Genomic DNA, 21,726 nt, shown 5'->3' with positions numbered 1-21,726 from the left:
TTCACCTCCCTGTGGTCTGATTTGGCTTTGGTTTTACAAAGCAGGAAAGTCAAAACATTCTATATAATTATATCACATTCCGCGGCCCATTGCAAGAGCGCGCAAAAAAAGGCGGCCATAGGCCGCCCAAATAGCATGTTTTTTAGTTTCCTGCAGGAGGAGGCGTGGGCAATGTGGGTGCCGCCGTAGGACCATCGGTATTGGCTGCAGGAGGAACGTAATTGCCGTCTGTAGGCATAGGCAGAGCAGGGATCTCGGGCGCAGGACCACCGCTGTTTCTTCCGAGCAGCAGATAGACTCCAGCCACTATCACGACCACTACCACTATTACAGCGATAACTACGGGCATAGGTAAATCTTTTTTCATATCAAGCTCCTTGGCTAAGTAATTACTCACTTATATTATAGACCTTATTTTTTTTTGTGTCAACACTTTTTTGTTTTTTTTAGGGAATTGCGGCTTTGATCCCCACGGCGATCTGACGATTCACGGGCATAGTCAGATATTCCTCGCTGACTATTTCCCTGGAGACCAGCCTCCCGTTGTGATAACACAATGCGTATCTGGTCTTTTTCTTTCCGGGCTTTCCCGGATTCAGCACCCGGGTCTTGCCGTAGGGCAGCACTTCGCTGGACACCTTCACCGTCTTGGGCTTGACGCTCTCCGTGACGGTCTGCTCCTGCCGGACCTCCACGGTGAGGCACACGGGTGCCTCCCCGGCGGATATGTTCAGCACGTCGCCCGGCTTCAGCCGGTTCAGATTGTAGCCGGGGTTGGCCGCTGCCAGCTGCTTCAGCTTCATGCCGTGTCTCACTGCGATGGCAGAGGCGGTATCGCCCTTTTTGACCTTGTACTGCTTGCCCCCCGCCGGCTTTTTGTTGAGAAACACACCGTCAAAGGCCTCCTCTGCCGAATCGTAGATGATCGCCGGGTCTATGACGGTGCTGTCTATCAGCACCTTTTCCCTGAATTCCGGCTCTTCGTATTCGCCGGAGGAAGGAGCAAACCTTTCCTTGGCATACACCAAAAAGCGTCCCGCTTCATCCCTGGACAAAAAGCCGCACACCACGGCTCCGTCCGCTATGACGGCATAACACTCGGCTCCGGGGGTAAGGCGCTTTGAGAGCACAGCCTTTGCTTCCTCCGGGGCTTTTTCCGGAGCTTTCCTGCCCCTCTTCAGGAGCACCTTTTCCACGATGGACACCTGCTTGCCGTATTTGGCGGCATAACCCACGGTGATATCGTTCAGCACGCTTTCAGCAGAGGCCCGGTCCGACAGACAGACGCAGGGCTCGCCGTTCACGTATATGGTGCAGTGCTGTCTGTATCTGACCCAAAAGACTGTGCCGGCTGCCAGCAGCAGCACCAGCGCTATGACAACGGATCTTTTCACTTGCTCTGGGACTTGTTCACATAGTTGATCTGCAGCTGCGCGATCAGATTGTCCACCATTTTCTGCTCATCGGGAGAGACAGTGTCCTTCAGCTTGCCTGAAATAAACTCCATGGTGTCTATGGCGATCCTGGCAGACTCCAGATCCATGTGCTCTTCTTTTTTGCCGAAGGGCAGCTTCAGCCCCAGGTTCTCCCAGGCCTTCTCGCCCAGTATGCCGAACATCACGCCCAGCACCTGCCTGGTCTCCATGCCGGCAAATATCATGGCCAGCAGCTCCTCCGGAGAGGGCATCTTTTCCTGCCCCGCTGTCCTGTCGCCGGACTGTTCTTCGGTCCGGGCCCCGGTCTCTTCGCCGGTCCCCTCGGTCATTTCTTTTTCGTCGTTCATCATTACTCCTTTCCCGAAGTGTATTTTATGGCTTCGTCAATGACGTAAAAATAGTTTTGTACAGGCATATAATCCGTGAGGGAATTGCCCGTACCGCAGGTCCAGAAGCCGTCATACCAGCATTCGTCTATGTTTTTGCGGGTGTAGCTTCGGATCTCCTCCTCGCTGCCTCTGCATATAAAGTCCACGTCCAATCCTCCGAGAGGCGTCACCCTGTCGCCGTAGCGCTTCTTGAAGTCGCTCACAGGCAGGATGGTGTCCTCAAAGGAATGCTTCGCGTCTATGCCCACGTCGTCTATAAGGTCGTCATACACCTCCTGCAGATTGCCGCAGGAATGAAGCACGAAAGCCTTGTTCCTTTTGTGAGCCTCCATGACCATCTTTTTGTAGGTGGGAAAGACCCAGCGTCTCAGCTGCTCGGGCCGGAGGAAGGTGGAGCTTTTGAAGCCCAGGTCGTCCCCCTGCCTCAGAGCGCCCACAAAAGGCATATCCGCCAGACGGGACACGGCCGCGGGATACAGCTCGCCGAATTTGCCGAACATGGCGTCCACCAGCTCCGGCTGGTCCACAATAGCGTAGGAAAGGCCGATGGTCCCCATCAGGGTGGACACCCATTCGTAGGGTCCGGCGCACACCCCGCAGGTGAGCTTGGCGCCTTCGGGCAGATACGCGGCGTATTTTTCGTATTCTTCAAAGGGCAGGCATTTGTCCGGCTCCGGCCAGGGATACCTCTCAAAATCCTCCATGCTGCGGATGCACACCAGCGCCTCGCTGCCCTCGGACAGGGCGTTGTGACCTTCGGGACGGGGGCAGTTGAAGGATATCTCCAGAGGCACCGTGTCAAAGCCGCAGCCGAGCCAAAAATCCACGTAGGCCTTGTAGCCGTTGGACATATCTATCCCCATGAGCCTTTGAGCCTCTGCCATGAACCCCGGGGAAGCCAGATGCTCATAAAAGCATATATGGTCCGGTCTCCCGGTCCGCTTCAAAGTCTTTTCAAATTCTTCGAAACAGGGCGTTCTTTCTATCTTCATCGCCGGTACCTCGCATATATATAATATAGTGGAGCCGCAGGGGCTCTCTATTTTCATTATAAACGAGCCGGCCCGTTTTTTCAATAGACGGCCCGGGTTTGACAGAGACGGCAAATAATAGTATCATAAGAAATAGCACTCAAAAGGAGATCATCTCATGGCATGCAATCACAACTGTGACACCTGTTCCGAAAAATGCGGCAAACAGGACTTCATAAAGCAGCCCCACGCAAAATCAAAGGTCCGCCGGATCATCGGCGTAGCCAGCGGCAAGGGAGGAGTAGGCAAATCCCTGGTCTGCAGCCTGCTGGCCCTGCAGGCGGCCGCCAGCGGCAAGAGAGTGGCCATAATGGATGCGGACATCACAGGCCCCTCAATCCCGAGAATGTTCGGCCTGACCGAGAAGGCCATGGGCAGCGAGGACGGCATCCTGCCCGTGTATTCCCGCATCAGGAATATACAGATCATGAGCCTCAACCTGCTGCTCCCGGACGACAGCCAGCCCGTAGTATGGCGGGGTCCGGTCATCGGCGGCGCCGTGACTCAGTTCTGGACCGACGTCATCTGGGACGACGTGGACTTTATGTTCATAGACATGCCTCCCGGCACGGGAGACGTGCCTCTCACAGTGTTTCAGTCCATACCCATAGACGGGATAGTCGTAGTCTCCTCTCCTCAGGAGCTGGTGGGCATGATAGTGGAAAAAGCCGTGAAGATGGCGGATATGATGCAGATACCGGTGCTGGGACTGGTGGAAAACATGAGCTACGTCCGCTGCCCCGATTGCGGCAAAGAGATCAGCGTCTTCGGAGAGAGCCGCATAGAAGAAGCGGCCGCCCGGCGGGGCATTCCGGTGCTGGCCAGGCTCCCCATAGATCCGGAGATAGCCTCCCTGTGCGACAAGGGACTGGTGGAAGAGGTATCCGGCGAGTATCTGGACACTGCAGGCTATATGCTGCAGCAGGTATGGGAAGGCCGGGCCAAATGACCAGAGGCCAAAAAGCGGCCGCTCTGTTCAGGGAGGGCTACAACTGCAGCCAGTGTATCACCGGCGCCTTTGCCGACCTTCTGGGACCTGAATCCGAGGCGGCTCTCAAAGCCTCCGCCCCCTTTGGCGGCGGTATGGGACGCCTGAGAGAAGTGTGCGGCGCCATGAGCGGCATGCTGATAGTGCTGGGATTGGTGGAGAACGCCCGGGACGTGTCGGACAGAGAGACCAAAAAGGCCCTTTACGAAAAGGTGCAGCTGCTGGCGGAACGCTTCAGAGAGGCAAACGGCTCCATCATCTGCCAGGACCTTCTGGCGCTGCGGACAGGCAAACAAAGCCCGGAGCCGGAAGAAAGGACCCCGGAGTATTACCGGGGCCGCCCCTGCCCCGGCATAATCGAAAGCGCAGCGGATATCCTGGAAGCCTTTCTTGCGGAAAGAGCATAACAACGCGGCGGCCCCCACAGAGCGGCCGCCGCATTTTTTGCGCCCGCGTATCAGGCTTGTCCGGGACGCGGTCCTGTGACCACAGCGGCTGTGTTTTCCCGCATCATGCCGTCCCTGTAAAAAAAGCCGGAAGGAAGACCTTCCGGCATCAGCGCCGCCCTCCGGCGGGGCTCTTTACCAATATTTGCACATGGGCTCCGTGACTTCCGCCTTGCCCTCTGCAGCTTCTATCTTCAAGTATACCTTGTCCGAATCATATACCCCGTACAGTGTGCACCTTTCCAGAAATGCGGTGTCCGGATATTTGGCCAAAGGGTTGACGTATTCTTTCTTGTCCAGACAGGTCACCCGCATATACACGCTGTCCTTGCCCAAATAGGGATCCAGATCCACCAGCCTCAGCCATCCGCCGGCCACGTTTTCCTTGCCGGAGGCATAATAGTTGGAGTCGGCGGCCCTGTCCCAGCTTACGCCGTCCCGGGACAGCTCTATCACGTAGTTGTTGCCGCATATCAATTCTGCAAAGGCAGAGACCAGCCCCGCCACAGGCAGTCTGTACACCATCTCGCCGCCGGGGGATACGAATCTATAGCGGTTGTCTGTCCGGGTCCCCTTTTCTCTCACAGGCTTTTTGTCACCGTAAAATCTGTCTGTCTTCAGATACATGTCCCTGCTCCCCACAAAGGCCGAGAGGTCCACGGCAGTCTTGTAGCCGTCGGTGTTCCGGGTGTCGTCCAGGGTCAGCCACTTTTTGCCGTCCGGGGAAGCGGACACGATGTAGGCCTCCCCCTTCACGTCTGCTGAGAAGCACATGCCGTTGCGGGCGTTCTTGGCGTCCAGCTCATAGACGCCCTTTTTGTCCGGCTCCGGCTCCAGAGAATAGACGGGCTTTTCCTTCGGCAGGCCCTCCGGCAGGAACTCATAGCCGGCGCTGCCGGGGCGGAAGAAGGGATTTTCCACCAGCTGCTCGTTCTTCAGGGTCAGATCGCCCTTGTCATCATAGCTGGCAAAGCTGCCTACGGGGACGCACACCTTGCCGGTGTAGGGCATGGGGATCCCTGCCAGACAGTAGCCCACGAATTCGGGGTTGGCGTCGTCCTGAGCCCAGGGGCCCGCTCCCGCGTCGTTCCACAGGTCCTTAACGAGGGGCTTGTCGTTATTTTCGTTGGCCGGCACGGCCAGATGCATATAGGTCTCGCACATATCCCGCCAGCCGGCGGCGCCCCAGGCTCCCATGGGCATGGCGCCGAAATAGGTGTTGAAGTCCCCCGGGCTTTTCTTGATCTGTCCGTTGACGTACATGCCTGTCTCGTCCACCGTCACCTGCTCCAGGGACTTCTGCCACTTGTCATAGTATTCTTCCCTGCCCGTGGCCGTCCAGGCCATAAAGAGGGCCCGGACGCAGTTCCAGTGGTCCCAGGTGCCGTTCCAGCCCCCGTATTCCGGATGGTAGCCGTAGACCCACAGCTTCTCCATGGCCGTCTCCAGATAGGCGGTGTATTTGGCCTCCATCTCCGGGTCCTTTTTCTCTTTGGCGGCCATGATCATCCAGGCGCAGGCCCGCACCGGGAAAAAGGCTCTCACGAAATGCTTGTCCGGGAAGCCCTTCATGACGGAGTCCACCGCCCTTTCGGCATGGGGCAGCAGGGTGTAGGCGTAGGGGTCCTTCCATCTGAGCATCATATAAGCGGCGGCCGCAAGGCCGGTGTAATCGGCGTTGTTGTTCTCGGGCAGAGGTATATCCTGGGGCAGATAAGCGCCGGTCTTCAGGAAGGAGTCCGCGTTGCGGAACAGCCAGCCCATTTCGTCGGGATCCATCCACTTGCTATAGCTTATCCAGCTCTTTTTGCCGGGGGCGTTGGTGAGCCTGATCTGTCCATAGCCGTCCTCTGCCAGCAGCTCCAGCTTCTCCGCCTTTCCTTCCCAGATTATGACCACCGCCTGACCGTAGCCCCTGTTGGCCCAGCCGGGAGTCTTGGTCAGGATGATATAGTTGAAGTCAGGCTTGTCGATGACCACGTCTCCGTCCTTGTCGGAGGCATACACGGTCTTTCTGTCCGGCAGATGGACCCGGGCAGGTCCGGTGACAGAGGAAAAGATCTTCATACCCCCCTTCCCTTTGCCGAACAGGGTGACCACCTTGTCAAAGGCGCTCGTGTTCCAGTTTATCTCCATAGGCATATATTCGTCGGACATCCAGGACGTAAAGCCGGCCTTCACGGTCCCTGCGGGAGCCTTGTAATCCCGTCTCCACACGTATCGGGTCTCGTTCCAGTATTCCGAGGACCTGGCTCTGCCCATGGAGCCGTTCCTGTCTTCGGGGTCCGACCAGGTAAAGTCGCCTATGGGATACGTGGCGCCGCCCTTTATTGCCTCAAAGCCTATGGACACTCCCGGCTCCATGGAATCTCCCAGATAGCACAGGCTGGCCCAGCCGTCTCCTTCCGTGTCCAGCAGCAGGTTGGTCTTTCCGCCGTAGCGGACCCGGAAGCCGTAGAGGCCCGTAGTCCCGCGAACGTGAGTGGCCACTATGCCCTTGGCTATGCGTCTGGCCAGCTCCAGCCGCACCACCGGTGAATGGTCGGCCTCCAGAGCCAGTCCCTCCAGAAATCTGGCTGCGTCGTCGGGAAACTGCAGATGCCAGGCGTCGGCAGCGTTGGAGTTGAAGTTGAGATGGCTATAGGAGGTGATATTGCTCCGCCCGTCCAGCAGGTTTTCCATATAGTTGATGCCTATGGAGTTCTGCTTCAGCAGGTCATAGGGCAGGTTGGTCTGACGCAGAGTATCCTTGTCACCCAAAAGCTCGGTGCCCTGATAGGCGGCAAAGGCCCTGCCGCAAAGGAAGGCAGCGAGCATCAGTATGAATATATATTTCATAGCGGCTCCTTAACAGGTGTATTCAATATTACTATAACACAAAGCCCGGCCAAGCGGACGCTTTCTCCGTATTTTTTCAGCAGATCCGGGGCACCTGCTCCATGGAGGGCATGGGCAGCAGCCTGGCAGCCACCTCTGTCTTCAGGACCACCCGGGGCATGGGGCTCCTGTCCGTCACAGCGCCTATGACCGCCGCATTTTCTCCTCCCGGGTGGCTGCGCAGCCATTCCAATGCGGCGCCGGCGGACCCGGGACTGACAAATATGAGCATCTTGCCCTCGTTGGCCAGACAAGTGACGTCCAGCCCCATAGCTCCGCAAAAGGCCTTCACCCGGGGGCTTACCGGCAGAGAGGGGCCGTCTATCTCTATGCCGCAGCCGCTTTGCAGAGCCATCTCGTTGAGGGCGGCGGCTATGCCTCCTCTGGTGGGATCCCGCATAGCCTTTATGCCGGGCACGGCGTCGGCAAAGGGCGCAAGGAGCGGCGCAAGTCCTGCGCAGTCCGAAGCGATGGGCTCAGCGCCCAGACGGTGGCGGCATATCATGAGAGCGCATTCGTGCTCTCCCAGACAGCCGGTGACTATGACCGCGTCTCCGGGCTCTATGCGCCGGGGGGAAAAGGCTTCCCTCCCGAGAGTCCCGATGCAGGCGGTATTGATAAACATCTTGTCGCACTGTCCCCGGGGGACCACCTTGGTGTCTCCCGACACCACCGTCACTCCGTTTCTGTCCGCCTCCCTGCGCAGATCCTTCAGCGCGGATATCAGGGTCTCCGTGGGGAGGCCTTCTTCTATGATGAGGCCGCAGGTCAGGTATTTGGGCCGGGCGCCGGTGGTCAGCACGTCGTTGACGCTCCCGGCTGCGGCCAGAGTCCCGATGCTCCCCCCCGGGAAAAACAAGGGGGATATCACGTAGGAATCAGTGCTGACGGCAGCGCGGCCCGGGTCTATCACGGCGGCGTCATAGCCGTTGACGCCCTTGCCCAGTATGGGAAACAGCACCTCCTCCGCCAGCTGCTGGGACACTCTGCCGCCTGCTCCCGCAGACAGTGTGATCTCGGTCATACAGGTCTCCTTTCACCATAATCGTAATAGGCCGCGCAGGTCCCTTCCGAGGATATCATGCAGGGCCCCTTGGGCTCCTCCGGCCGGCACCGGATGCCGAAGAGAGGGCACTCTTCGGGAGTGATCCTGCCGCATATCACGTCTCCGCAGCGGCATCCTGCCGTTTCTGCCGACCCGCCTCCGGCCATACGGTATATCCGGGCCGCATCATAGTCTGCATATTTGTCCCTGAGCCTGAGTCCCGCTCCGGGTATGGGCCCCAGCCCCCTCACCACGGCGGCGCAGGGCTCAAACACCTCTTCCACCGCAGCCATGGCCCGGGGACTGCCTTCCCTTTTTACGTATGAATAGCCGTTGTAAAAGCTCTCGCTGCCCAGGAGCAGGACGTACAGAGCGCCCAGTATCTGCTCCGGGTCAAAGCCTGCCACGCAGCCCTTCACCCTGTACTTACGGCAAAACTCTTCATAAAAGCCGGTGCCGCTCACGGCGCACACGTGGCCCGGCAGCAAATATCCGTCGATGCCGGCGTCTCCTGCGGCCAGATGCTCCAGTATGGGAGGCATGCGCTTGTTGCAGACCAGCAGGGAAAAATTGGTGAGGCCCAGAGCCTTTGCCTTCAGCACGGACAGGGCGCAGACCGGATTGGTGGTTTCAAAGCCCACGCTCAGAAAGACTATCCTTTCATCGGGATGACAGGCAGCCTCCTCCACGGCCGCAAGAGGTGACAGGACCGTCTCCACCGGGGCGTCGGGGCAACACAGCCTCACCGACCGGGCCATATCCCCAAAGGACATGAGCCTGGCCTCCCCGGCCAGACCGGCTGCGGAGCGCAGATACGCTTCGTCGGCAGCGCACACGGGACAGCCGGGGCCGCTGATGAGCCGGACCGAGTCTGGCAATATGCTTCTGATGCCGTATCTCATGACGGCGGCCGTATGGCTGCCGCAGACCTCCATCAGCCTGACCGGCCGGCCCCGGTAGCCGGAAATCCCGTCTCTCAGAAGAGCGAGGTCAATCATCCAGAGCCTCCCGCAGCTCCCGGAAGAGGAGCAGAGTCCTTTCGGCTTCCTCAGGGTCCAGCCTTTCGATGGCGCAACCGGCGTGGACCAGCACGTAATCGCCGGGCCTGAGCTCGGGACAAAAGTCACAGGCAAATTCAAATCTCAGCCCGCCTGCTTCCCCCACTCCTTTGTTGCCGTCTGTCTCCAGCACCTTCAGAGGATATGCTACGCACATGGTCTATTCTCCCCTCATCTGCCCTATCAGAGCCTGCCCAAGAGACAGGCCTCCGTCGTTCACGGGCACCCTGTTGCCCGTATATACCTCAAAGCCGCCGTCCCTCAACAGTGACAGGCACTGTCCCAGCAGCAGGGCGTTCTGAAACACTCCCCCGCTCAGGCACACTCTGTCGTAGCCCGTTTGCCTGCGTATATCGCAGCAGGCCGCCAGAACGAGGCGGGCTATGGTCCTGTGAAACACCGAGGCGGCCCTGTGAGGGTCCATGCCGTCTCCGATGGCCTTTTCCAGCCGCGGGATGAGGTCTGCCACCCTCAGGACGCCCTCCGACATCTCCACCTCCAGATACTCCTCCGTGGGCTCCGACATATTTTCCAGCAGGATGCTGTTTCTGGCCTCGTAGTCCGGCTCGCTCCTGATGCCGCAGACCCAGGCGGCCGCGTCAAACAAACGGCCGCAGCTGGAGCTCCGGCAGGTATTGACGCCCCGGTCCAGGGCTTCCCGCAGCAGGGGAAAGCCTGGTGTGTCTTCCCCGCAATAGTGCATATAGGACACGTAGCTTCTCACAGGCTCCCGGATGGCGGCGTCGCCTCCCTGAAGAGGGATATATTCGAAGTGCCAGGGCCTCTCAAAGCGGTCCGGAGTCCCCGCCAAAAACTCTCCGCCCCATATGGCTCCGTCCGAGCCGTAGCCGGTGCCGTCAAACACCACCCCTATCACCGGGCCGGTCAGCCCGTGCTCCGCCACCACCGCCGCCGCGTGGGCCGCGTGATGCTGGACCCGCAGGGGCTCCGGGGATATCTCGGCGGCGTAACGGGAGGACAGATAGTCCGGATGCATATCGCAGCACACCAGAGAGGGCCGGCGGGAAAAAAGGGCCTTCATATCCTCCGCAGTCCTGCAAAACAGGTCAAAGACCGCCTTGTGCTCCAGGTCGCCTATATGCTGGCTGAGTATGTATTTGCTGCCCGCCTTCAGACACAGGGTGTTTTTCAGGTCGGAGCCCATGGCCAGGATGTCCGCCGGCTTTTTGCCCCGGACAAAATGCTCCACGCTCCCGGGGGCATAGCCTCTGGACCTGCGGAGCATCAGCATATCTCCTTCTCCCCGGCGGACCACACTGTCGTCTGCCGGTCTGACTATGGGTCTGTCGTGGGTGAGCAGCGCGTCTGCCACGGGCAGCAGCCGCTCCTCCGCTTCCCGGTCACTGCAGCACACCGGCTCTCCGGACAGGTTGCCGCTGGTGGCCACAAACACGTCGCCGGGACGGAGCAGCATATGGTGCAGAGGAGTATAGGGCACCATCGCGCCTATACGGTCGTTGTCCGGCGACACGGACCCGGCCAGAGGATAGTCCGGGCTTTTTTTCAGCAGCACAATGGGAGCGGCGGCAGATTCCAGCAGCTCCGCTTCTTCCGCGCTCACCAGGGCAAAGCGCCTGATGTCATCCGGGTGAGCCATCACCGCAAAAGGCTTGTCCCTGCGGCCCTTGACCTGCCTCAGCCTCTCCACTGCCGCCGGGTCCCCGGCGTCGCAGAAGAAATGAAAGCCGCCTATGCCCTTGACCACCGCTATGCCGCCCTGAAGGATGATGCTTCTGGTCTGCTCTATGGCCTCATAGCCCGTCAGCTCCGTGCCGGCCAGCCTGACCACCGGCCCGCAATCGTGGCAGGCCACGGGCTGGGCGTGATACCTTCTGTCCGAGGGGCTTTCGTATTCGGAGGCGCAGCGGGGACACATCTCAAAATCCTTCATGGAGGTATTCGTTCGGTCGTAGGGGATGGACAACGCTATGGAAAATCTGGGGCCGCAGGCGGTGCAGCTTATAAAGGGGTGCCTGTACCGGCGGTCCGAGGGATCGGACATCTCCCTTCTGCAGTCCCGGCACAGGGCGAGATCCGGAGAGAGACCGGTGCCGGTCCCCTCTTCTCCCCGCCGGGATTTGATGATGCAAAAGGAGGCCTCGTCTTTGGGGGGCAGATCGTATCGGGTGACGTTTTCTATGCGTGAATTGACCGGGGCTTCGGCTATCATTCTGGCTCCGAAGGTCTCCAGAGCTGCCGGGTCTCCCTGGACCTCGCACAGCAGCTCGGCCCCTCTGTTGCACACAAAGCCTGTCAGGCCCATGCCGGAGGCCAGCCGCCAGACAAAGGGGCGGAAGCCTACCCCCTGGACTATGCCCGACAGGATTATTCTTTTTCTCTGCATGCGTTTCGGATCAGGAGCAGCCTTTCGGCCAGAGGCTCCGCCGACCGGAGGTCAATGCCGGTCCTGTACAGCTCGCAGTCGGGAGCGACGGCTCTCAGACCCCGCTGAAAGTATTCCGCGTCAAAGCCGCAATAGTCCATCATATCGCATTTGGTCAGCACCGCCATATGGGCCGACCGGAACATGGTGATGTATTTGTAGGGCTTGTCGGCGCCCTCCGTGACTCCCGTCACGGCTATCCGGCAGGCCTCCCCCAGATCAAAGGAGGCAGGACAGACCAGATTGCCTATGTTTTCCACGAACACTATGCCGCCGGAGACGCCCAGGTCGCGGACGCCCCTGTAGACCTGCATGGCTGTCAGGTGGCAGGCGCCCATGGTGTTGATCTGCACGGCCTTTATGCCCTTTGCCAGCAGGGCTTCCGTGTCTATCTCCGAAGCTATATCTCCCTCTATCACGCCTGTGGGGACCCGGTCCTTCAGCAGCTCGCACAGAGCGGCAATGAGAGTGGTCTTGCCGGCGCCGGGACCGCCGCACACGTTGACGACACACAGCTCCTCCCCGCGGAAAAAGGACCGGTTTTCATCGGCGCGCAGGGAGTTCTCGCCCAATATGTCCGTCTTAAGCCTGATGGTCATCATACAGCTCCACAGCTTCGATATACTGCATATCCGTCCTGTCTGTCAGGCGCCCTTCCCCGCCGCATTCCGGGCACAGAAGGGACCTGTTTGTTCTGAGTGGGAACACCTTGCCGCAATCCAGGCATTTCAGGTCGGCGTATACGTATCTGACGTCCAGAGAGGCGCCGCTGCAGCAGGTATTCTCGGAAACGAGCTCCCAGCAGAGACGCAGGCTCTCGTCGTCTATCCCCGCCAGCTCCCCCAGCACTATGCTCACAGCCTTTACTGGTCTGCCCTCCGACGCAAGTTCAGCCGCAGACAATATGCCTGCGGCTATAGACATTTCGTGCATTGAGGCTATGCCTCGGCTTCAGCCTCGTCCATCTCCTCGTTTATTGCAGACACGGGCTCGGCGCCCTCTTCGTCGGCAGACTTCATGCCGGCTCTGGCGTTTGCAATAAAATTTTTGCCGGACGCGATGGCCTCCTGGCTCTTTTCCTTGGCTATCACAGCGTATTCTTCGGCTATGGAAGCGTATTCCTGAGCCTTCTCGGCAGCCGCCGCGGCCAGCTCCTGGGCCTTGTCTCTGGACTGCTCCGCAAAGGATATCAGATCCTCTCTGGTCTCCTTTCCGCTCTGGGGAGCGGTGAGCAAAGCTACGGCAGCGCCCAGCAGAGCGCCGAGGCCTATGCCGGCAAGGAACACGAGACCGGTATCTTTTTCGTTACTCATTTTTATTTTTTCCTCCGTTTGAAAAAATCTTAAACATATTCAGACCGCTTAAGAGTCCGTTCCAAAGCCCTCTGCCCTTTACGGGCACCAGGCCCGTGATGAACCGCGCGGCGGCGGCGGCAGATGAGACAGAAGACAATATTTTGTCTGCCTTGACCGACAGGTCGTTGATCTTCAGGGTAGTCTTGCGCACCTCGTCAAGAGTCTTGCGCGAATCCTCCAGCACGGGATACAGCTGGGTCCTGAGGTCCTCGGTGACGCGCTCTATCCTGCGAAAGACCACCATAGCCTCCTGCAGGAACCTGACCAGATACATAATGCCGATAAACACGCATATTACCGATATCAGCCACAGGGACGCTATGACCCACAGAGCGATGGTTTGTGATAATGCATAGTTCATGTCGTTCTCCTCGCGTAGCGCCGCCGGTCCGGACGGCGTTTACAGACCAAAGTTCTTCATGTGAAAAGCGATGGCGGTCCCCACGTGGGCGCGCCAATAATCCCAATTGTGGGTGCCGGGATGCTCTTCATATATGTGAGGTATCTCTTTTTCCTTGAGAAAGGCGGCAAAGGCCCTGTTTTCGGGCAGGAGCCCGTCCTCCGTCCCGCAGTCAAAACGGAAATTGATCCGGGAGCCGTTTTTCAGAGCCAGGCTCCTCAGAGAGTCCTCCGGCTTGAAGTCGGCAAAGATGTTGTCCCAGAAAGGAGTGCCTCTGCGCTCCTCGGGCACTATGACCGACGAATGAGCTGCCGCAGAGGAAAACACGTCCGGATGCTTCAGGGCCAGCTTCAGGGTGCCGTAGCCGCCCATGCTCAGACCGCCGATGCCTCTCTGCGCTCTGTCCTTTATGGTGTTGAAGGTGTTGTCTATGAACTCCACGGTCTCCAGGATGTGATCCTCGTATCTGTCTCCGGTGGCCGCGTTGGTGTAGTAGCCCCTGCCCCCGTCGGGCAGCACGATCATTATCTGATTGTCAACGGCGTATTGCTCCAGTATGGTAAACCGCGCCCACTGAGTATAGTCGTCCGAATGTCCGTGGAGCTGATACACCACGGGAAAAGGACTGCGGTCGTCCGGCTTGAACACCAGCATCTGGGATGACTTGCCCAAAGCTTTGGAAAAAAAGGTAATGTTAAAACAGCTCATTGTTCACCTCTCGCGTCTTGCTATATGTCCAGCTCCGTCACACTGTTCACTATGATGTCGGGGCGGAAAGGATACTTTTCCACGTCCTTCTTGTCCATGAGCCCCGAGAGCACCAGCACAGTGCGCATGCCTGCCTCCAGACCCGCCTTGATATCCGTCTCCATCTGATCGCCTATCATGGCGGTCTCCTCGGAGTGAGCGTTGATGTATCTGAGCACCGACCGCATCATGAGAGGGTTCGGCTTGCCTATGAAATAGGGCTCGACTCCGGTGGTCTTGGATATCAGCGCGGCCATGGAGCCTGCTGCCGGGACCACTCCCCCTTCCACGGGCCCCACCGTGTCCGGATTGGTGCATATGAATCTGGCTCCCTTTTCGATCAGGGTGCAGGCCGTGGATATGTTCTGAAAGCTCAGATTCGTGGTCTCGCCCAGCACCACGTAGTCGGGATTGTACTGGGTGATGGCGTAGCCCACGTTGTGGATAGCGGTGGTCAGGCCGGACTCGCCTATGACGTAGGCAGACCCGCCGGGTCGCTGACTGTCCAGAAACGCAGCCGTCGCCATGGCGGAGGTGTAGATCCGGCGCTCCGGCACATCCAGACCCACGTGAGCCAGTCTGAACTGCAGATCCTTGGGCGTATAAAACGGATTGTTGGTCAGGATGGCAAAGTTGGTCTCATCGTCCACCATACGCCGGATCAGCTCCGTGACGCCGGCTATGGGCGTGGAGCCCAATACCAGCACGCCGTCCATATCAAAGATATAATTCTTTATTCCGTCCATATTTCGCCTCGCTGTCTGTATCCACTACTATTATACCACAATTCCAAAAATAATGTGCCCTCTGCCCCGAAGGCTCACAGAGGATACTGCGCGGATATGCCGATGATATCCTCAAAGGCTATATCCCGGCTGCAGACCCTCAGGCGTCTTGCCCGGCGGGACAGAGCCTCCACGGGGCCTGTGACGGAGGCGTATTCGCCCCTCCAGGAATACACCACGGTCACCGTGGTCCCGCAGGCTATACTCCTCAGGACGCCGGATATATCCTTTTCCTCCGCGGAGCCTCTCGGCAGCAGGCGTCTTTCTCTCTCTCTCAGCACGGTCCCGAGACCCCTGAGGGCGTCAAAGGGAGCGTATTCATCTGTGTTTTTTCTCATGCAGACCTCCTTTGTTGATGCGTCAACACCATGATTATATCAGTCCGGGACACGCAAATCAACCCCTTCTGCGGATTTTATTTGACAAAAGCGGCCGACATAATATATACTAATATTAGACATATAAAGGCAAACTATCACCGGAGCAATATATGCTGAAAAATCAAAAACCCTTATGGATAAAAACCGTCAAGCTGCTCTCCACCGACCTGGCCGGAGACTTCTGCGACGAGCTGGAATGCGAGGACGTCTATATCCGGGAGATCACCGGGCCCATCAGGCGCGTGATGTCCAAAAACATGGACCCCGGGGATTATGACCTGTGGAACACGGGTCTGGAAGCCTCCGTCCCCTCCGGGCTTTTGGATATCATCGAGGAAGAGACGGACGAGGACACGGCCTGCGAGCTGGAGGATTATTTCCTGAAGATGGAAAAGAGGCTGATACTCGTGCCCGTGTTTGAGTATTGGCAGGCTGTCTTCACCGAAGCCAGGGACAACGGCACTCCCCCGGAGATCGAGGCTGCCGACGAAAAGACCATGGAGGAGCTGAACAGGCTGGCAGACAACTATCTGACCTATCTGGAGGAGTTTTACGAGACTCTGAGAAAGGCGGAGCCGGTCAGCGAGTGGGACCAGCGCCTCAACAGCATGGGAGCCATATACATGGACGACAGCGAGGATGCCGTTGAGATAGACACAGTCCGCCAGCTGACGGCAGAGTTTTCCTTTGCCAACATCTCCTACGATTTCTGGACCGGACTGACAGAGCTCCTGGGCGACGACACGGATCAGCTCAAGGCCTGGGCCGGCAGCGTGCTGGGCGAGGAGACCCTGCCCGCGATCCCCATCATCACGGACGATGAGGACGAGTACGAAGAGTACGACGAATAAAGTGAAACAAAACAGACCCAAACAGCGTATTATAAATAGAACTATCACAGGAGGCCAAATCATGAAAAAGGTATCCTTATGGTGCATCTGCATCCTGTTCATCCTTATGGCTGCCCCTTCTTTTTGCGGTGAGCTGAAGGTGATCAAATATTCCGACGCCGCTCTCACGAGAGCCCTCTCGGACAATATGCCCATAGCTCTCTGGTTTACCGACGACGACAACTACGACTGCCGCCTGATGGAGCAGAACATGCTGGACAACGGCCAGTTTGTGGCCGCCGTGGAAGACCTGATCTGGATGAAAATAGATCTCACCGGCCCTGCCAACAGAGCCAGATATCGCGATCTGTGCACGGAGTACAACGTCACAAAGCTTCCCTCCATCATATATCTGAATGCTGACGGCAGGGAATACAAGAACACGCGTACCTCCGGCTACACCAATAGTGACGACATCCTGGCTGCCCTGATAGCAGGAGCTGTGATCGGCTGGCTCATCAACGACAACTGGTATGACGATTATTATTACAACAATCGCATAGTATATCGCAACAACGACTGGTGGAGATATTCGGACAGATGGATATGGTTTGACGACCGCTATTATTACAACGACCGTTACAGACATTACAGACATCCGGACTACATATTCCCTTCCAGGATACCGGATTTCCCCGGTGAGGTCAGAAGGCCGCCGCTCCCGCCCGCCATGGATGGCCGCAGGCCCGGCCCCGGATCGCATCATCCTCTGCCCGACGTCATGCAGCCCCGGCCCAATATCGCCGAGCCCAGACCGAACATAGCCGAGCCCCGGCCCAATATTGCCGAGCCCAGACCAAATATCGCCCGGCCCAGGCCGATCATCGGCCGTCCCGGCGACAACAGACCGGAGAGACCCGATGTCAGGAGGCCCGAAAGACCTTCCAGGCCCGACGTCTCTGAGAGGCCCTCTTTCCCCGCCTCCAGACCTTCGGTGACACGGCAGGAGAGCAAGCCCGTCACCAAGCCCTCGGCTCCTCCCAGGGAAAGGCCAAGGACGGACAAGCGTTCAAAATAGCCCGACAGACATATCGGCAGATCCACACAGTGATCTGCCGATATTTTTTTGCGCCGGAAAATTATTTTGCCGGGGAGTTGGCGAGGTCGTTTTTGAGGACCACCCAGAAGAGGATGCCGACCACCAGAGTCAGGATACCCACTGCCGAAAACGAAAAGGCCGTGCCCCGGGCCTGTATGATGATGCCGGCGGTGACGGGAGTCGTGACGGCGCCCAGGGTCTGAAAGGTGGATTGGATAGACAGGGCCCTGCCCCTGAAATCCTCTTCTATGCTGCTCACGGTCTTGGCCGTCAGATTGGTGGTGATGCCGGAGTTCATCAGGCCGAATAGAAACATAAATATGCCAAAGAGGACCAGGCTCCTGACGTTGGCCAGCAGCACTATGGCCGCCCCGGAGCCTATGAAGCCGATGATTATCATGAGATACTGGCTCATGGTCTTGCCCAGCCGGCTCCAGCGCTGAGCGGTGAATATCATGGCCACCGCCGGCAGCGAATACAGGATGCCGCTGACAAAATCGGAGACCTGTCCGTCCATGTGTATGATGATAAAGGGCATGACTCCCTGAACGCATATGCCCTGAAAGAAGTTCATGACCACCAGATTTTTGATGACCGGGTTCCGAAAGGAGATGGCGATATCCTGCCACAGGGTGGTCCGGTGCCCCGGGTCGGGTCTGGGCATATTGATCTCTTTGACAAAGGCCAGCACCATTATGGTGCTGACAAACACGGCCGAGGCCCCCACCAGCACGCTGGACTGAAAGCCCCACAATGCGCCCAGAAAGCCTCCTACCGCCGGGCCGGCTATGGTCCCGGAGGCGGACACGGTCTGCATTGCCGCCACGTAAGGGAGCACCCTGTCCTCGGGAGTATTGGTGGACACCAGGGTGATGGAAGCGGGGATAAAGCCGGTAAAGAAGCCGTTGACTATACGCACCACCAGCAGCTGATAGGGGTCCCGGCAGAAAAACATGGCAAAATAGGATATGCTGATCACCGTCCCCGCCCTCAGGATCATCTTTTTGCGGCCGTAGGTATCCCCCACCTTGCCCCACAGAGGAGCCGCGATCATGAAGGCCGCCGACTGACAGGAAAAGATCAGGCCGGTCCAATAGCTGATGTTCTGCTCTTCCACTCCCAGGTCCGCCAGGAGCCTGGGAAAGAAGGGCATGATGATCTGATAGCTGACGGCGCACAGGAAAATGCATATACCGAGAACTATAATGTTTTTTTGATAATAGGGTAGTTGTTTCATATTATAAGCGCGCTTCGGCGCCGTAGCCCGGCTGAACTAAGATTCGGTGATACGCGCCAGCTCGTCGCGCAGGATCTCCGGCCAGGGCGAGCCGTCGGAAAAACGGCTCCTGCCGCAGCCCTTCACCGCTCTGCCTATGGCCGACGCTTCATAGCCCTGCCCTCTCAGCGCGTCAAGAAGGGGGTCTGCATCCGCGCCGTCCACCACAACAAGGAGGCTGCCGCTGCCTATGAGCCCGAGTATTTCTATTCCCAGCAGGCGGCATATCTCACAGGCGGCGGGGTCTGTCAGTATGGAAGCCCGGTCTATCACGAAGTCACAGCCGGAAGAGAGGGCCATCTCGGACAACGCGCCGCATATGCCTCCTTCGGTGACGTCATGCATCACCCGGATATCATGCTCCAGACACAGAGCCGCAGGAGCCGCGATGCACAGGCCGTATCTGTCCCCGAGGCCTGCGGCAGCGTCTATGAGCTCCCGCCCGGCTCCGCAGGCTGTCAGCCTTTCTCTGTGGCACCCGGCCAGAATGACAGCCCCTTCCACAGCCACGGGATTGATCTGTATTATGACGTCTCCAGGGCGCGCTGCCGTGGGAAAGTCCTTCTTCAGGGACACCCCCAGCATGGTCCCGCTGACCACCGGCCTTGTGACCGCGTCGGTGATCTCCGTATGTCCGCCTATAAGCGATATATTGTATTTGGAGGCAGCCTCTTTCACTCCCTCAAACAGCCGGACCACGCCGCTCTCGTCCATATAAGGGGGCAGCAGGATGACGCACAGCAGATAGAGAGGCCAGCCCCCCATGACCGCTATATCGTTGGCGTTGATGGCTGCGAGATGCTCCCCCACCCGGTCCGTCTCAAAGGTGACCGGGTCGCTGACTGCTATCAGGTCGCATTCGGACAGGGCCACCACGGCGCCGTCCACCCCTGTCCGGGGACCCACCAATACAGAAGGGTCCGTGTTGTCCGTCCGGATAAGACGCTCCAGCAGAGTGTTTGGCAGCTTGCCTGTTTTCATGGATCTATAAACACCTTTCCGGGATAAAACATGCCTTCCTCGACGCGGCCCAGAGCGGCCACCTCGCCGCCGGCAAGAGCCACGATGGCGTCCGTATCCGGGACCCGGGCAGAGACCGACAGACCGCAGGAGAGCCTGCGGGCTTCCCCGGTGGAAAAGCTGGGCAAAAAACGGCATACTGTGTCCATGGGCAGCATGGCGCCTGCTATCTCCTCGGGGGTCATCTCCTCCAGCTCGGCAAGAGGGATCGCCTCACTGTCCTCAAAGCCTGCGTTCCTGCTGCGGTGCAGGCTGCACACGCAGGCCGGGACCCCCAGCCTGCGGCCTATATCCCTCACAAGGGCTCTGACGTAGGTCCCCTTTGAGCACTCCACAGTGAGCAGCGCCGAAGGATGGACCGGATCCGCGCAAAAGTCCTGCAGCTCCAGAGACTCCACCCTCACCCGTCTGGGCTCCGGGACCACCATCTCACCCTGACGGGCCAGCCTGTATAGAGGCACGCCGTCCTTTTTGATGGCCGACACTGACGGCGGCGTCTGCAGCTGCTCTCCCAAAAAGCAGGGGAGCGCTGCCGCCAGGTGCTCCGGTCCTATATGTCCCGCCGGCGCCTCCGCGGTCACCACGCCCTCCGTGTCCAGAGTGTCGGTGCCCTTCCCCAGCAGCATCCTGCACAGGTACCTTTTTTCTCCCGCCTGTATATAGTCGGCAAGTCTGGTGGCTTTGCCCACACACAAAACAAGAACCCCGGTCGCAAGAGGATCCAGGGTGCCCGTATGACCTATCTTTTTGGTGCGCAGCAAACGCCTTGCCCGGCTGACCACGTCATGGCTGGTCATGCCCGAAGGCTTGTTTATACAAAGGAAGCCTTCCAATTGGCGACCTCTTTCATGATATCCTCCACAGCCTCTTCGGAGGAAGCCCTCCGCAGGGTACAGCCTGCGGCGTTCTTGTGTCCTCCGCCGTCGAAGACCGCGGCCAGCCGGCTGCAGTCCACGTAGCCGTCGCTTCGGAGAGAGCAGCGGAAGGAGCCCTTTTCTTCCTCTCTCAGGAGCACGGACAGCCTGAGGTCCCTGATGCTGTTTATCTCCGTGTTGATGCCCTCCAGGTCCGTCTTGTTTATGCCGTCAAAATCCTCGTTCAGGATCACGGCCACAGCCACCTTGTTGTCATAATAAAACCGCAGGCCGTGGAGGACCTTGCCCAGGAGCCTCACTACCCTGATGGGTCTGGAGAGAAAATATTCCTTGATGATCTCATGGAGCCGGGCGCCTCTTTCGGTGAGATCCGCCACCACGGACAGGACCTCGGAGGTGGTGTTCGAAAAGCGAAAGGCTCCCGTATCGCCGGCGATGCCTGTGAGTATCGCCTCGGAGGTGCAGATATCGGGCTGGCTGTTGGCTGCCAGGATCAGCTTGTAGACCAGTATGGAAGCGGAGCAGGCGTCCGGGTCCACCAGGCCAAAGCTGCACTCCGGCTCTCCGTGACATACGTGATGGTCCAGCACCGCCTTGTTTTTGATGCCGTCGAGAGCCGCCTCGCAGCCGGTCCTCTTCACGTCGGAGCAGTCCGTCAGGAGCAGCAGCTCGCAGCCCAGAGCCTCCTCGTCCAGTTCTCCGGAGATGCTGTCGGAGCCCTCCAGGAACGAGCAGGTGTCGGGGCAGCCGTCCTTGACAAACAGGCTGACCTGCTTGCCCTTGGAGGACAAAAACCGGCCCAGAGCCAGGAGAGAGCCGATGGCGTCTGCATCGGGGCTCACGTGACCAGCGATGAGTATCCGGTTGTAGCACATGAGCTTCGAAAGGAAGACCGAGATATCCTTAGTCATCATGTTCCTCATCCCCTCCTTCGCCATAGCTGTGGGCTATCCTGTCCTTTTCCATGACCTCCAGCAGATGCTGAGTCTCGTCAATGGAGGTGTCTATCCTGAAGTCCAGAGCGGGGACCTGCCGCATGCGGACGCGCTTGGATATGCAGACCCTTATGAAGTCCGCAGCGTTCTTCAGGAGCAGCAGATTGTCCTCCCTGGCCTTGTCGTCTCCCAGCACGGTGACAAACACCTTGCAATAGCTGATATCGGCGCTGACCTCGCAGCGGGTCACGGTCACAAAGCCCAGATGGGGATTCTTGATATCCCGCATGACGGAGATGCTGACCTCCTGCCTCATGAGCTCGTTGACCTTTTTCTGTTTCTGTGTCATG

General features: G+C 58.5%; 25 protein-coding genes. 4 read left to right on the top strand and 21 right to left on the bottom strand.

The features are described 5' to 3' along the window. Window positions 1-142: 142 nt before the first annotated feature. The 4 genes from IK083_08165 to IK083_08150 all read right to left on the bottom strand — a co-directional run bounded on the left by IK083_08165 (window position 143) and on the right by IK083_08150 (window position 2,817). Window positions 143-367: a hypothetical protein gene (locus IK083_08165; GenBank protein MBR4749527.1), complete on the bottom strand. Its 225-nt coding sequence runs from the start codon at window positions 365-367 to the stop codon at window positions 143-145. Between the two features lie 79 nt (window positions 368-446). Continuing rightward, window positions 447-1,394: a G5 domain-containing protein gene (locus tag IK083_08160; protein ID MBR4749526.1), complete on the bottom strand. Its 948-nt coding sequence runs from the start codon at window positions 1,392-1,394 to the stop codon at window positions 447-449. After that, window positions 1,391-1,783 carry a DUF1844 domain-containing protein gene (locus IK083_08155; GenBank protein ID MBR4749525.1) on the bottom strand — a complete coding sequence of 131 codons (393 nt, stop codon included), beginning with the start codon at window positions 1,781-1,783 and terminating at the stop codon, window positions 1,391-1,393. The genes IK083_08160 and IK083_08155 overlap by 4 nt, the downstream gene beginning before the upstream one ends. Before the next feature lie 2 nt (window positions 1,784-1,785). After that, window positions 1,786-2,817, bottom strand: a complete 1,032-nt coding sequence (locus IK083_08150) for a hypothetical protein (GenBank protein ID MBR4749524.1) — start codon at window positions 2,815-2,817, stop codon at window positions 1,786-1,788. A gap of 157 nt (window positions 2,818-2,974) precedes the next feature. On the opposite strand from IK083_08150, the gene IK083_08145 reads away from it, so the two are divergent. Both IK083_08145 and IK083_08140 read left to right on the top strand, forming a co-directional pair. Next, window positions 2,975-3,805, top strand: a complete 831-nt coding sequence (locus IK083_08145) for an Mrp/NBP35 family ATP-binding protein (GenBank protein MBR4749523.1) — start codon at window positions 2,975-2,977, stop codon at window positions 3,803-3,805. Further along, the gene (locus IK083_08140; GenBank protein ID MBR4749522.1) at window positions 3,802-4,251 is read left to right on the top strand and encodes a C_GCAxxG_C_C family protein; all 450 of its coding nucleotides are present in this window, start codon (window positions 3,802-3,804) and stop codon (window positions 4,249-4,251) included. Before IK083_08145 ends, IK083_08140 begins: the two co-directional genes overlap by 4 nt. Window positions 4,252-4,425: 174 nt before the next feature. Here the strand turns inward: IK083_08140 and IK083_08135 are convergent, their stop codons facing one another. The 12 genes from IK083_08135 to IK083_08080 all read right to left on the bottom strand — a co-directional run bounded on the left by IK083_08135 (window position 4,426) and on the right by IK083_08080 (window position 15,299). Next, window positions 4,426-7,128: a hypothetical protein gene (locus IK083_08135; GenBank protein MBR4749521.1), complete on the bottom strand. Its 2,703-nt coding sequence runs from the start codon at window positions 7,126-7,128 to the stop codon at window positions 4,426-4,428. Between the two features lie 76 nt (window positions 7,129-7,204). Beyond that, window positions 7,205-8,191: a hydrogenase expression/formation protein HypE gene (hypE, locus tag IK083_08130; protein ID MBR4749520.1), complete on the bottom strand. Its 987-nt coding sequence runs from the start codon at window positions 8,189-8,191 to the stop codon at window positions 7,205-7,207. Further along, on the bottom strand, window positions 8,188-9,210 hold the full coding sequence (gene hypD / locus IK083_08125) for a hydrogenase formation protein HypD (protein ID MBR4749519.1): 1,023 nt from the start codon (window positions 9,208-9,210) through the stop codon (window positions 8,188-8,190). Before hypD ends, hypE begins: the two co-directional genes overlap by 4 nt. Next, entirely contained in the window at window positions 9,203-9,427 is a 225-nt protein-coding gene (locus IK083_08120; protein MBR4749518.1) for a HypC/HybG/HupF family hydrogenase formation chaperone, read from the bottom strand. Before IK083_08120 ends, hypD begins: the two co-directional genes overlap by 8 nt. A 3-nt stretch (window positions 9,428-9,430) precedes the next feature. Continuing rightward, complete coding sequence (gene hypF / locus IK083_08115; protein MBR4749517.1) at window positions 9,431-11,635, bottom strand: carbamoyltransferase HypF; 2,205 nt, start codon at window positions 11,633-11,635, stop codon at window positions 9,431-9,433. Continuing rightward, a complete protein-coding gene (hypB, locus tag IK083_08110; GenBank protein MBR4749516.1) occupies window positions 11,617-12,273 on the bottom strand; it encodes a hydrogenase nickel incorporation protein HypB in 657 nt (218 codons plus the stop codon). Before hypB ends, hypF begins: the two co-directional genes overlap by 19 nt. Then, a complete protein-coding gene (locus IK083_08105; protein ID MBR4749515.1) occupies window positions 12,257-12,607 on the bottom strand; it encodes a hydrogenase maturation nickel metallochaperone HypA in 351 nt (116 codons plus the stop codon). Before IK083_08105 ends, hypB begins: the two co-directional genes overlap by 17 nt. Before the next feature lie 5 nt (window positions 12,608-12,612). Continuing rightward, entirely contained in the window at window positions 12,613-12,987 is a 375-nt protein-coding gene (locus IK083_08100; GenBank protein ID MBR4749514.1) for a YtxH domain-containing protein, read from the bottom strand. Further along, complete coding sequence (locus IK083_08095) at window positions 12,980-13,390, bottom strand: hypothetical protein (protein ID MBR4749513.1); 411 nt, start codon at window positions 13,388-13,390, stop codon at window positions 12,980-12,982. Before IK083_08095 ends, IK083_08100 begins: the two co-directional genes overlap by 8 nt. Before the next feature lie 39 nt (window positions 13,391-13,429). After that, window positions 13,430-14,137: an esterase family protein gene (locus tag IK083_08090; GenBank protein ID MBR4749512.1), complete on the bottom strand. Its 708-nt coding sequence runs from the start codon at window positions 14,135-14,137 to the stop codon at window positions 13,430-13,432. Window positions 14,138-14,157: 20 nt separating this feature from the next. After that, window positions 14,158-14,922, bottom strand: a complete 765-nt coding sequence (locus IK083_08085) for an HAD family hydrolase (GenBank protein ID MBR4749511.1) — start codon at window positions 14,920-14,922, stop codon at window positions 14,158-14,160. Window positions 14,923-14,996: 74 nt separating this feature from the next. After that, the gene (locus tag IK083_08080) at window positions 14,997-15,299 is read right to left on the bottom strand and encodes a hypothetical protein (protein MBR4749510.1); all 303 of its coding nucleotides are present in this window, start codon (window positions 15,297-15,299) and stop codon (window positions 14,997-14,999) included. A 152-nt stretch (window positions 15,300-15,451) separates the two neighbouring features. On the opposite strand from IK083_08080, the gene IK083_08075 reads away from it, so the two are divergent. Both IK083_08075 and IK083_08070 read left to right on the top strand, forming a co-directional pair. Continuing rightward, a complete protein-coding gene (locus tag IK083_08075; protein ID MBR4749509.1) occupies window positions 15,452-16,192 on the top strand; it encodes a hypothetical protein in 741 nt (246 codons plus the stop codon). Window positions 16,193-16,253: 61 nt separating this feature from the next. Continuing rightward, the gene (locus tag IK083_08070) at window positions 16,254-17,249 is read left to right on the top strand and encodes a thioredoxin fold domain-containing protein (GenBank protein ID MBR4749508.1); all 996 of its coding nucleotides are present in this window, start codon (window positions 16,254-16,256) and stop codon (window positions 17,247-17,249) included. A 61-nt stretch (window positions 17,250-17,310) separates the two neighbouring features. Here IK083_08070 and IK083_08065 read toward each other — a convergent pair whose 3' ends face one another. From IK083_08065 to rbfA, 5 genes are read right to left on the bottom strand one after another with little or no spacing between them, the layout of a single operon-like run. Further along, window positions 17,311-18,507, bottom strand: coding sequence for an MFS transporter (locus IK083_08065; GenBank protein ID MBR4749507.1), 1,197 nt, complete (start codon window positions 18,505-18,507; stop codon window positions 17,311-17,313). A gap of 36 nt (window positions 18,508-18,543) precedes the next feature. After that, complete coding sequence (locus IK083_08060; protein ID MBR4749506.1) at window positions 18,544-19,527, bottom strand: hypothetical protein; 984 nt, start codon at window positions 19,525-19,527, stop codon at window positions 18,544-18,546. After that, the gene (gene truB, locus IK083_08055; protein ID MBR4749505.1) at window positions 19,524-20,399 is read right to left on the bottom strand and encodes a tRNA pseudouridine(55) synthase TruB; all 876 of its coding nucleotides are present in this window, start codon (window positions 20,397-20,399) and stop codon (window positions 19,524-19,526) included. The genes IK083_08060 and truB overlap by 4 nt, the downstream gene beginning before the upstream one ends. Then, entirely contained in the window at window positions 20,378-21,355 is a 978-nt protein-coding gene (locus IK083_08050; protein ID MBR4749504.1) for a bifunctional oligoribonuclease/PAP phosphatase NrnA, read from the bottom strand. The genes truB and IK083_08050 overlap by 22 nt, the downstream gene beginning before the upstream one ends. Next, a complete protein-coding gene (gene rbfA / locus IK083_08045; protein MBR4749503.1) occupies window positions 21,345-21,725 on the bottom strand; it encodes a 30S ribosome-binding factor RbfA in 381 nt (126 codons plus the stop codon). Before rbfA ends, IK083_08050 begins: the two co-directional genes overlap by 11 nt. Window position 21,726: the final 1 nt, after the last annotated feature.

Source organism: Abditibacteriota bacterium, from assembly GCA_017552965.1.
Lineage (GTDB): Bacteria > Armatimonadota > UBA5829 > UBA5829 > UBA5829 > RGIG7931.
Note: the sequence above shows the minus strand (reverse complement) of the source record. Positions and strands in the feature narration are given on the sequence as shown.

Excerpts from the sequence above, each read along its gene's own strand:
- IK083_08165 (MBR4749527.1), bottom strand. The coding sequence starts at position 367 with ATGAAAAAAGATTTACCTATGCCCGTAGTTATCGCTGTAATAGTGGTA.
- IK083_08155 (MBR4749525.1), bottom strand. The coding sequence starts at position 1,783 with ATGAACGACGAAAAAGAAATGACCGAGGGGACCGGCGAAGAGACCGGG.
- IK083_08150 (MBR4749524.1), bottom strand. The coding sequence starts at position 2,817 with ATGAAGATAGAAAGAACGCCCTGTTTCGAAGAATTTGAAAAGACTTTG.
- IK083_08145 (MBR4749523.1), top strand. The coding sequence starts at position 2,975 with ATGGCATGCAATCACAACTGTGACACCTGTTCCGAAAAATGCGGCAAA.
- IK083_08140 (MBR4749522.1), top strand. The coding sequence starts at position 3,802 with ATGACCAGAGGCCAAAAAGCGGCCGCTCTGTTCAGGGAGGGCTACAAC.
- IK083_08135 (MBR4749521.1), bottom strand. The coding sequence starts at position 7,128 with ATGAAATATATATTCATACTGATGCTCGCTGCCTTCCTTTGCGGCAGG.
- hypE (MBR4749520.1), bottom strand. The coding sequence starts at position 8,191 with ATGACCGAGATCACACTGTCTGCGGGAGCAGGCGGCAGAGTGTCCCAG.
- hypD (MBR4749519.1), bottom strand. The coding sequence starts at position 9,210 with ATGATTGACCTCGCTCTTCTGAGAGACGGGATTTCCGGCTACCGGGGC.
- IK083_08120 (MBR4749518.1), bottom strand. The coding sequence starts at position 9,427 with ATGTGCGTAGCATATCCTCTGAAGGTGCTGGAGACAGACGGCAACAAA.
- hypF (MBR4749517.1), bottom strand. The coding sequence starts at position 11,635 with ATGCAGAGAAAAAGAATAATCCTGTCGGGCATAGTCCAGGGGGTAGGC.
- hypB (MBR4749516.1), bottom strand. The coding sequence starts at position 12,273 with ATGACCATCAGGCTTAAGACGGACATATTGGGCGAGAACTCCCTGCGC.
- IK083_08105 (MBR4749515.1), bottom strand. The coding sequence starts at position 12,607 with ATGCACGAAATGTCTATAGCCGCAGGCATATTGTCTGCGGCTGAACTT.
- IK083_08100 (MBR4749514.1), bottom strand. The coding sequence starts at position 12,987 with ATGAGTAACGAAAAAGATACCGGTCTCGTGTTCCTTGCCGGCATAGGC.
- IK083_08095 (MBR4749513.1), bottom strand. The coding sequence starts at position 13,390 with ATGAACTATGCATTATCACAAACCATCGCTCTGTGGGTCATAGCGTCC.
- IK083_08090 (MBR4749512.1), bottom strand. The coding sequence starts at position 14,137 with ATGAGCTGTTTTAACATTACCTTTTTTTCCAAAGCTTTGGGCAAGTCA.
- IK083_08085 (MBR4749511.1), bottom strand. The coding sequence starts at position 14,922 with ATGGACGGAATAAAGAATTATATCTTTGATATGGACGGCGTGCTGGTA.
- IK083_08080 (MBR4749510.1), bottom strand. The coding sequence starts at position 15,299 with ATGAGAAAAAACACAGATGAATACGCTCCCTTTGACGCCCTCAGGGGT.
- IK083_08075 (MBR4749509.1), top strand. The coding sequence starts at position 15,452 with ATGCTGAAAAATCAAAAACCCTTATGGATAAAAACCGTCAAGCTGCTC.
- IK083_08070 (MBR4749508.1), top strand. The coding sequence starts at position 16,254 with ATGAAAAAGGTATCCTTATGGTGCATCTGCATCCTGTTCATCCTTATG.
- IK083_08065 (MBR4749507.1), bottom strand. The coding sequence starts at position 18,507 with ATGAAACAACTACCCTATTATCAAAAAAACATTATAGTTCTCGGTATA.
- IK083_08060 (MBR4749506.1), bottom strand. The coding sequence starts at position 19,527 with ATGAAAACAGGCAAGCTGCCAAACACTCTGCTGGAGCGTCTTATCCGG.
- IK083_08050 (MBR4749504.1), bottom strand. The coding sequence starts at position 21,355 with ATGATGACTAAGGATATCTCGGTCTTCCTTTCGAAGCTCATGTGCTAC.
- rbfA (MBR4749503.1), bottom strand. The coding sequence starts at position 21,725 with ATGACACAGAAACAGAAAAAGGTCAACGAGCTCATGAGGCAGGAGGTC.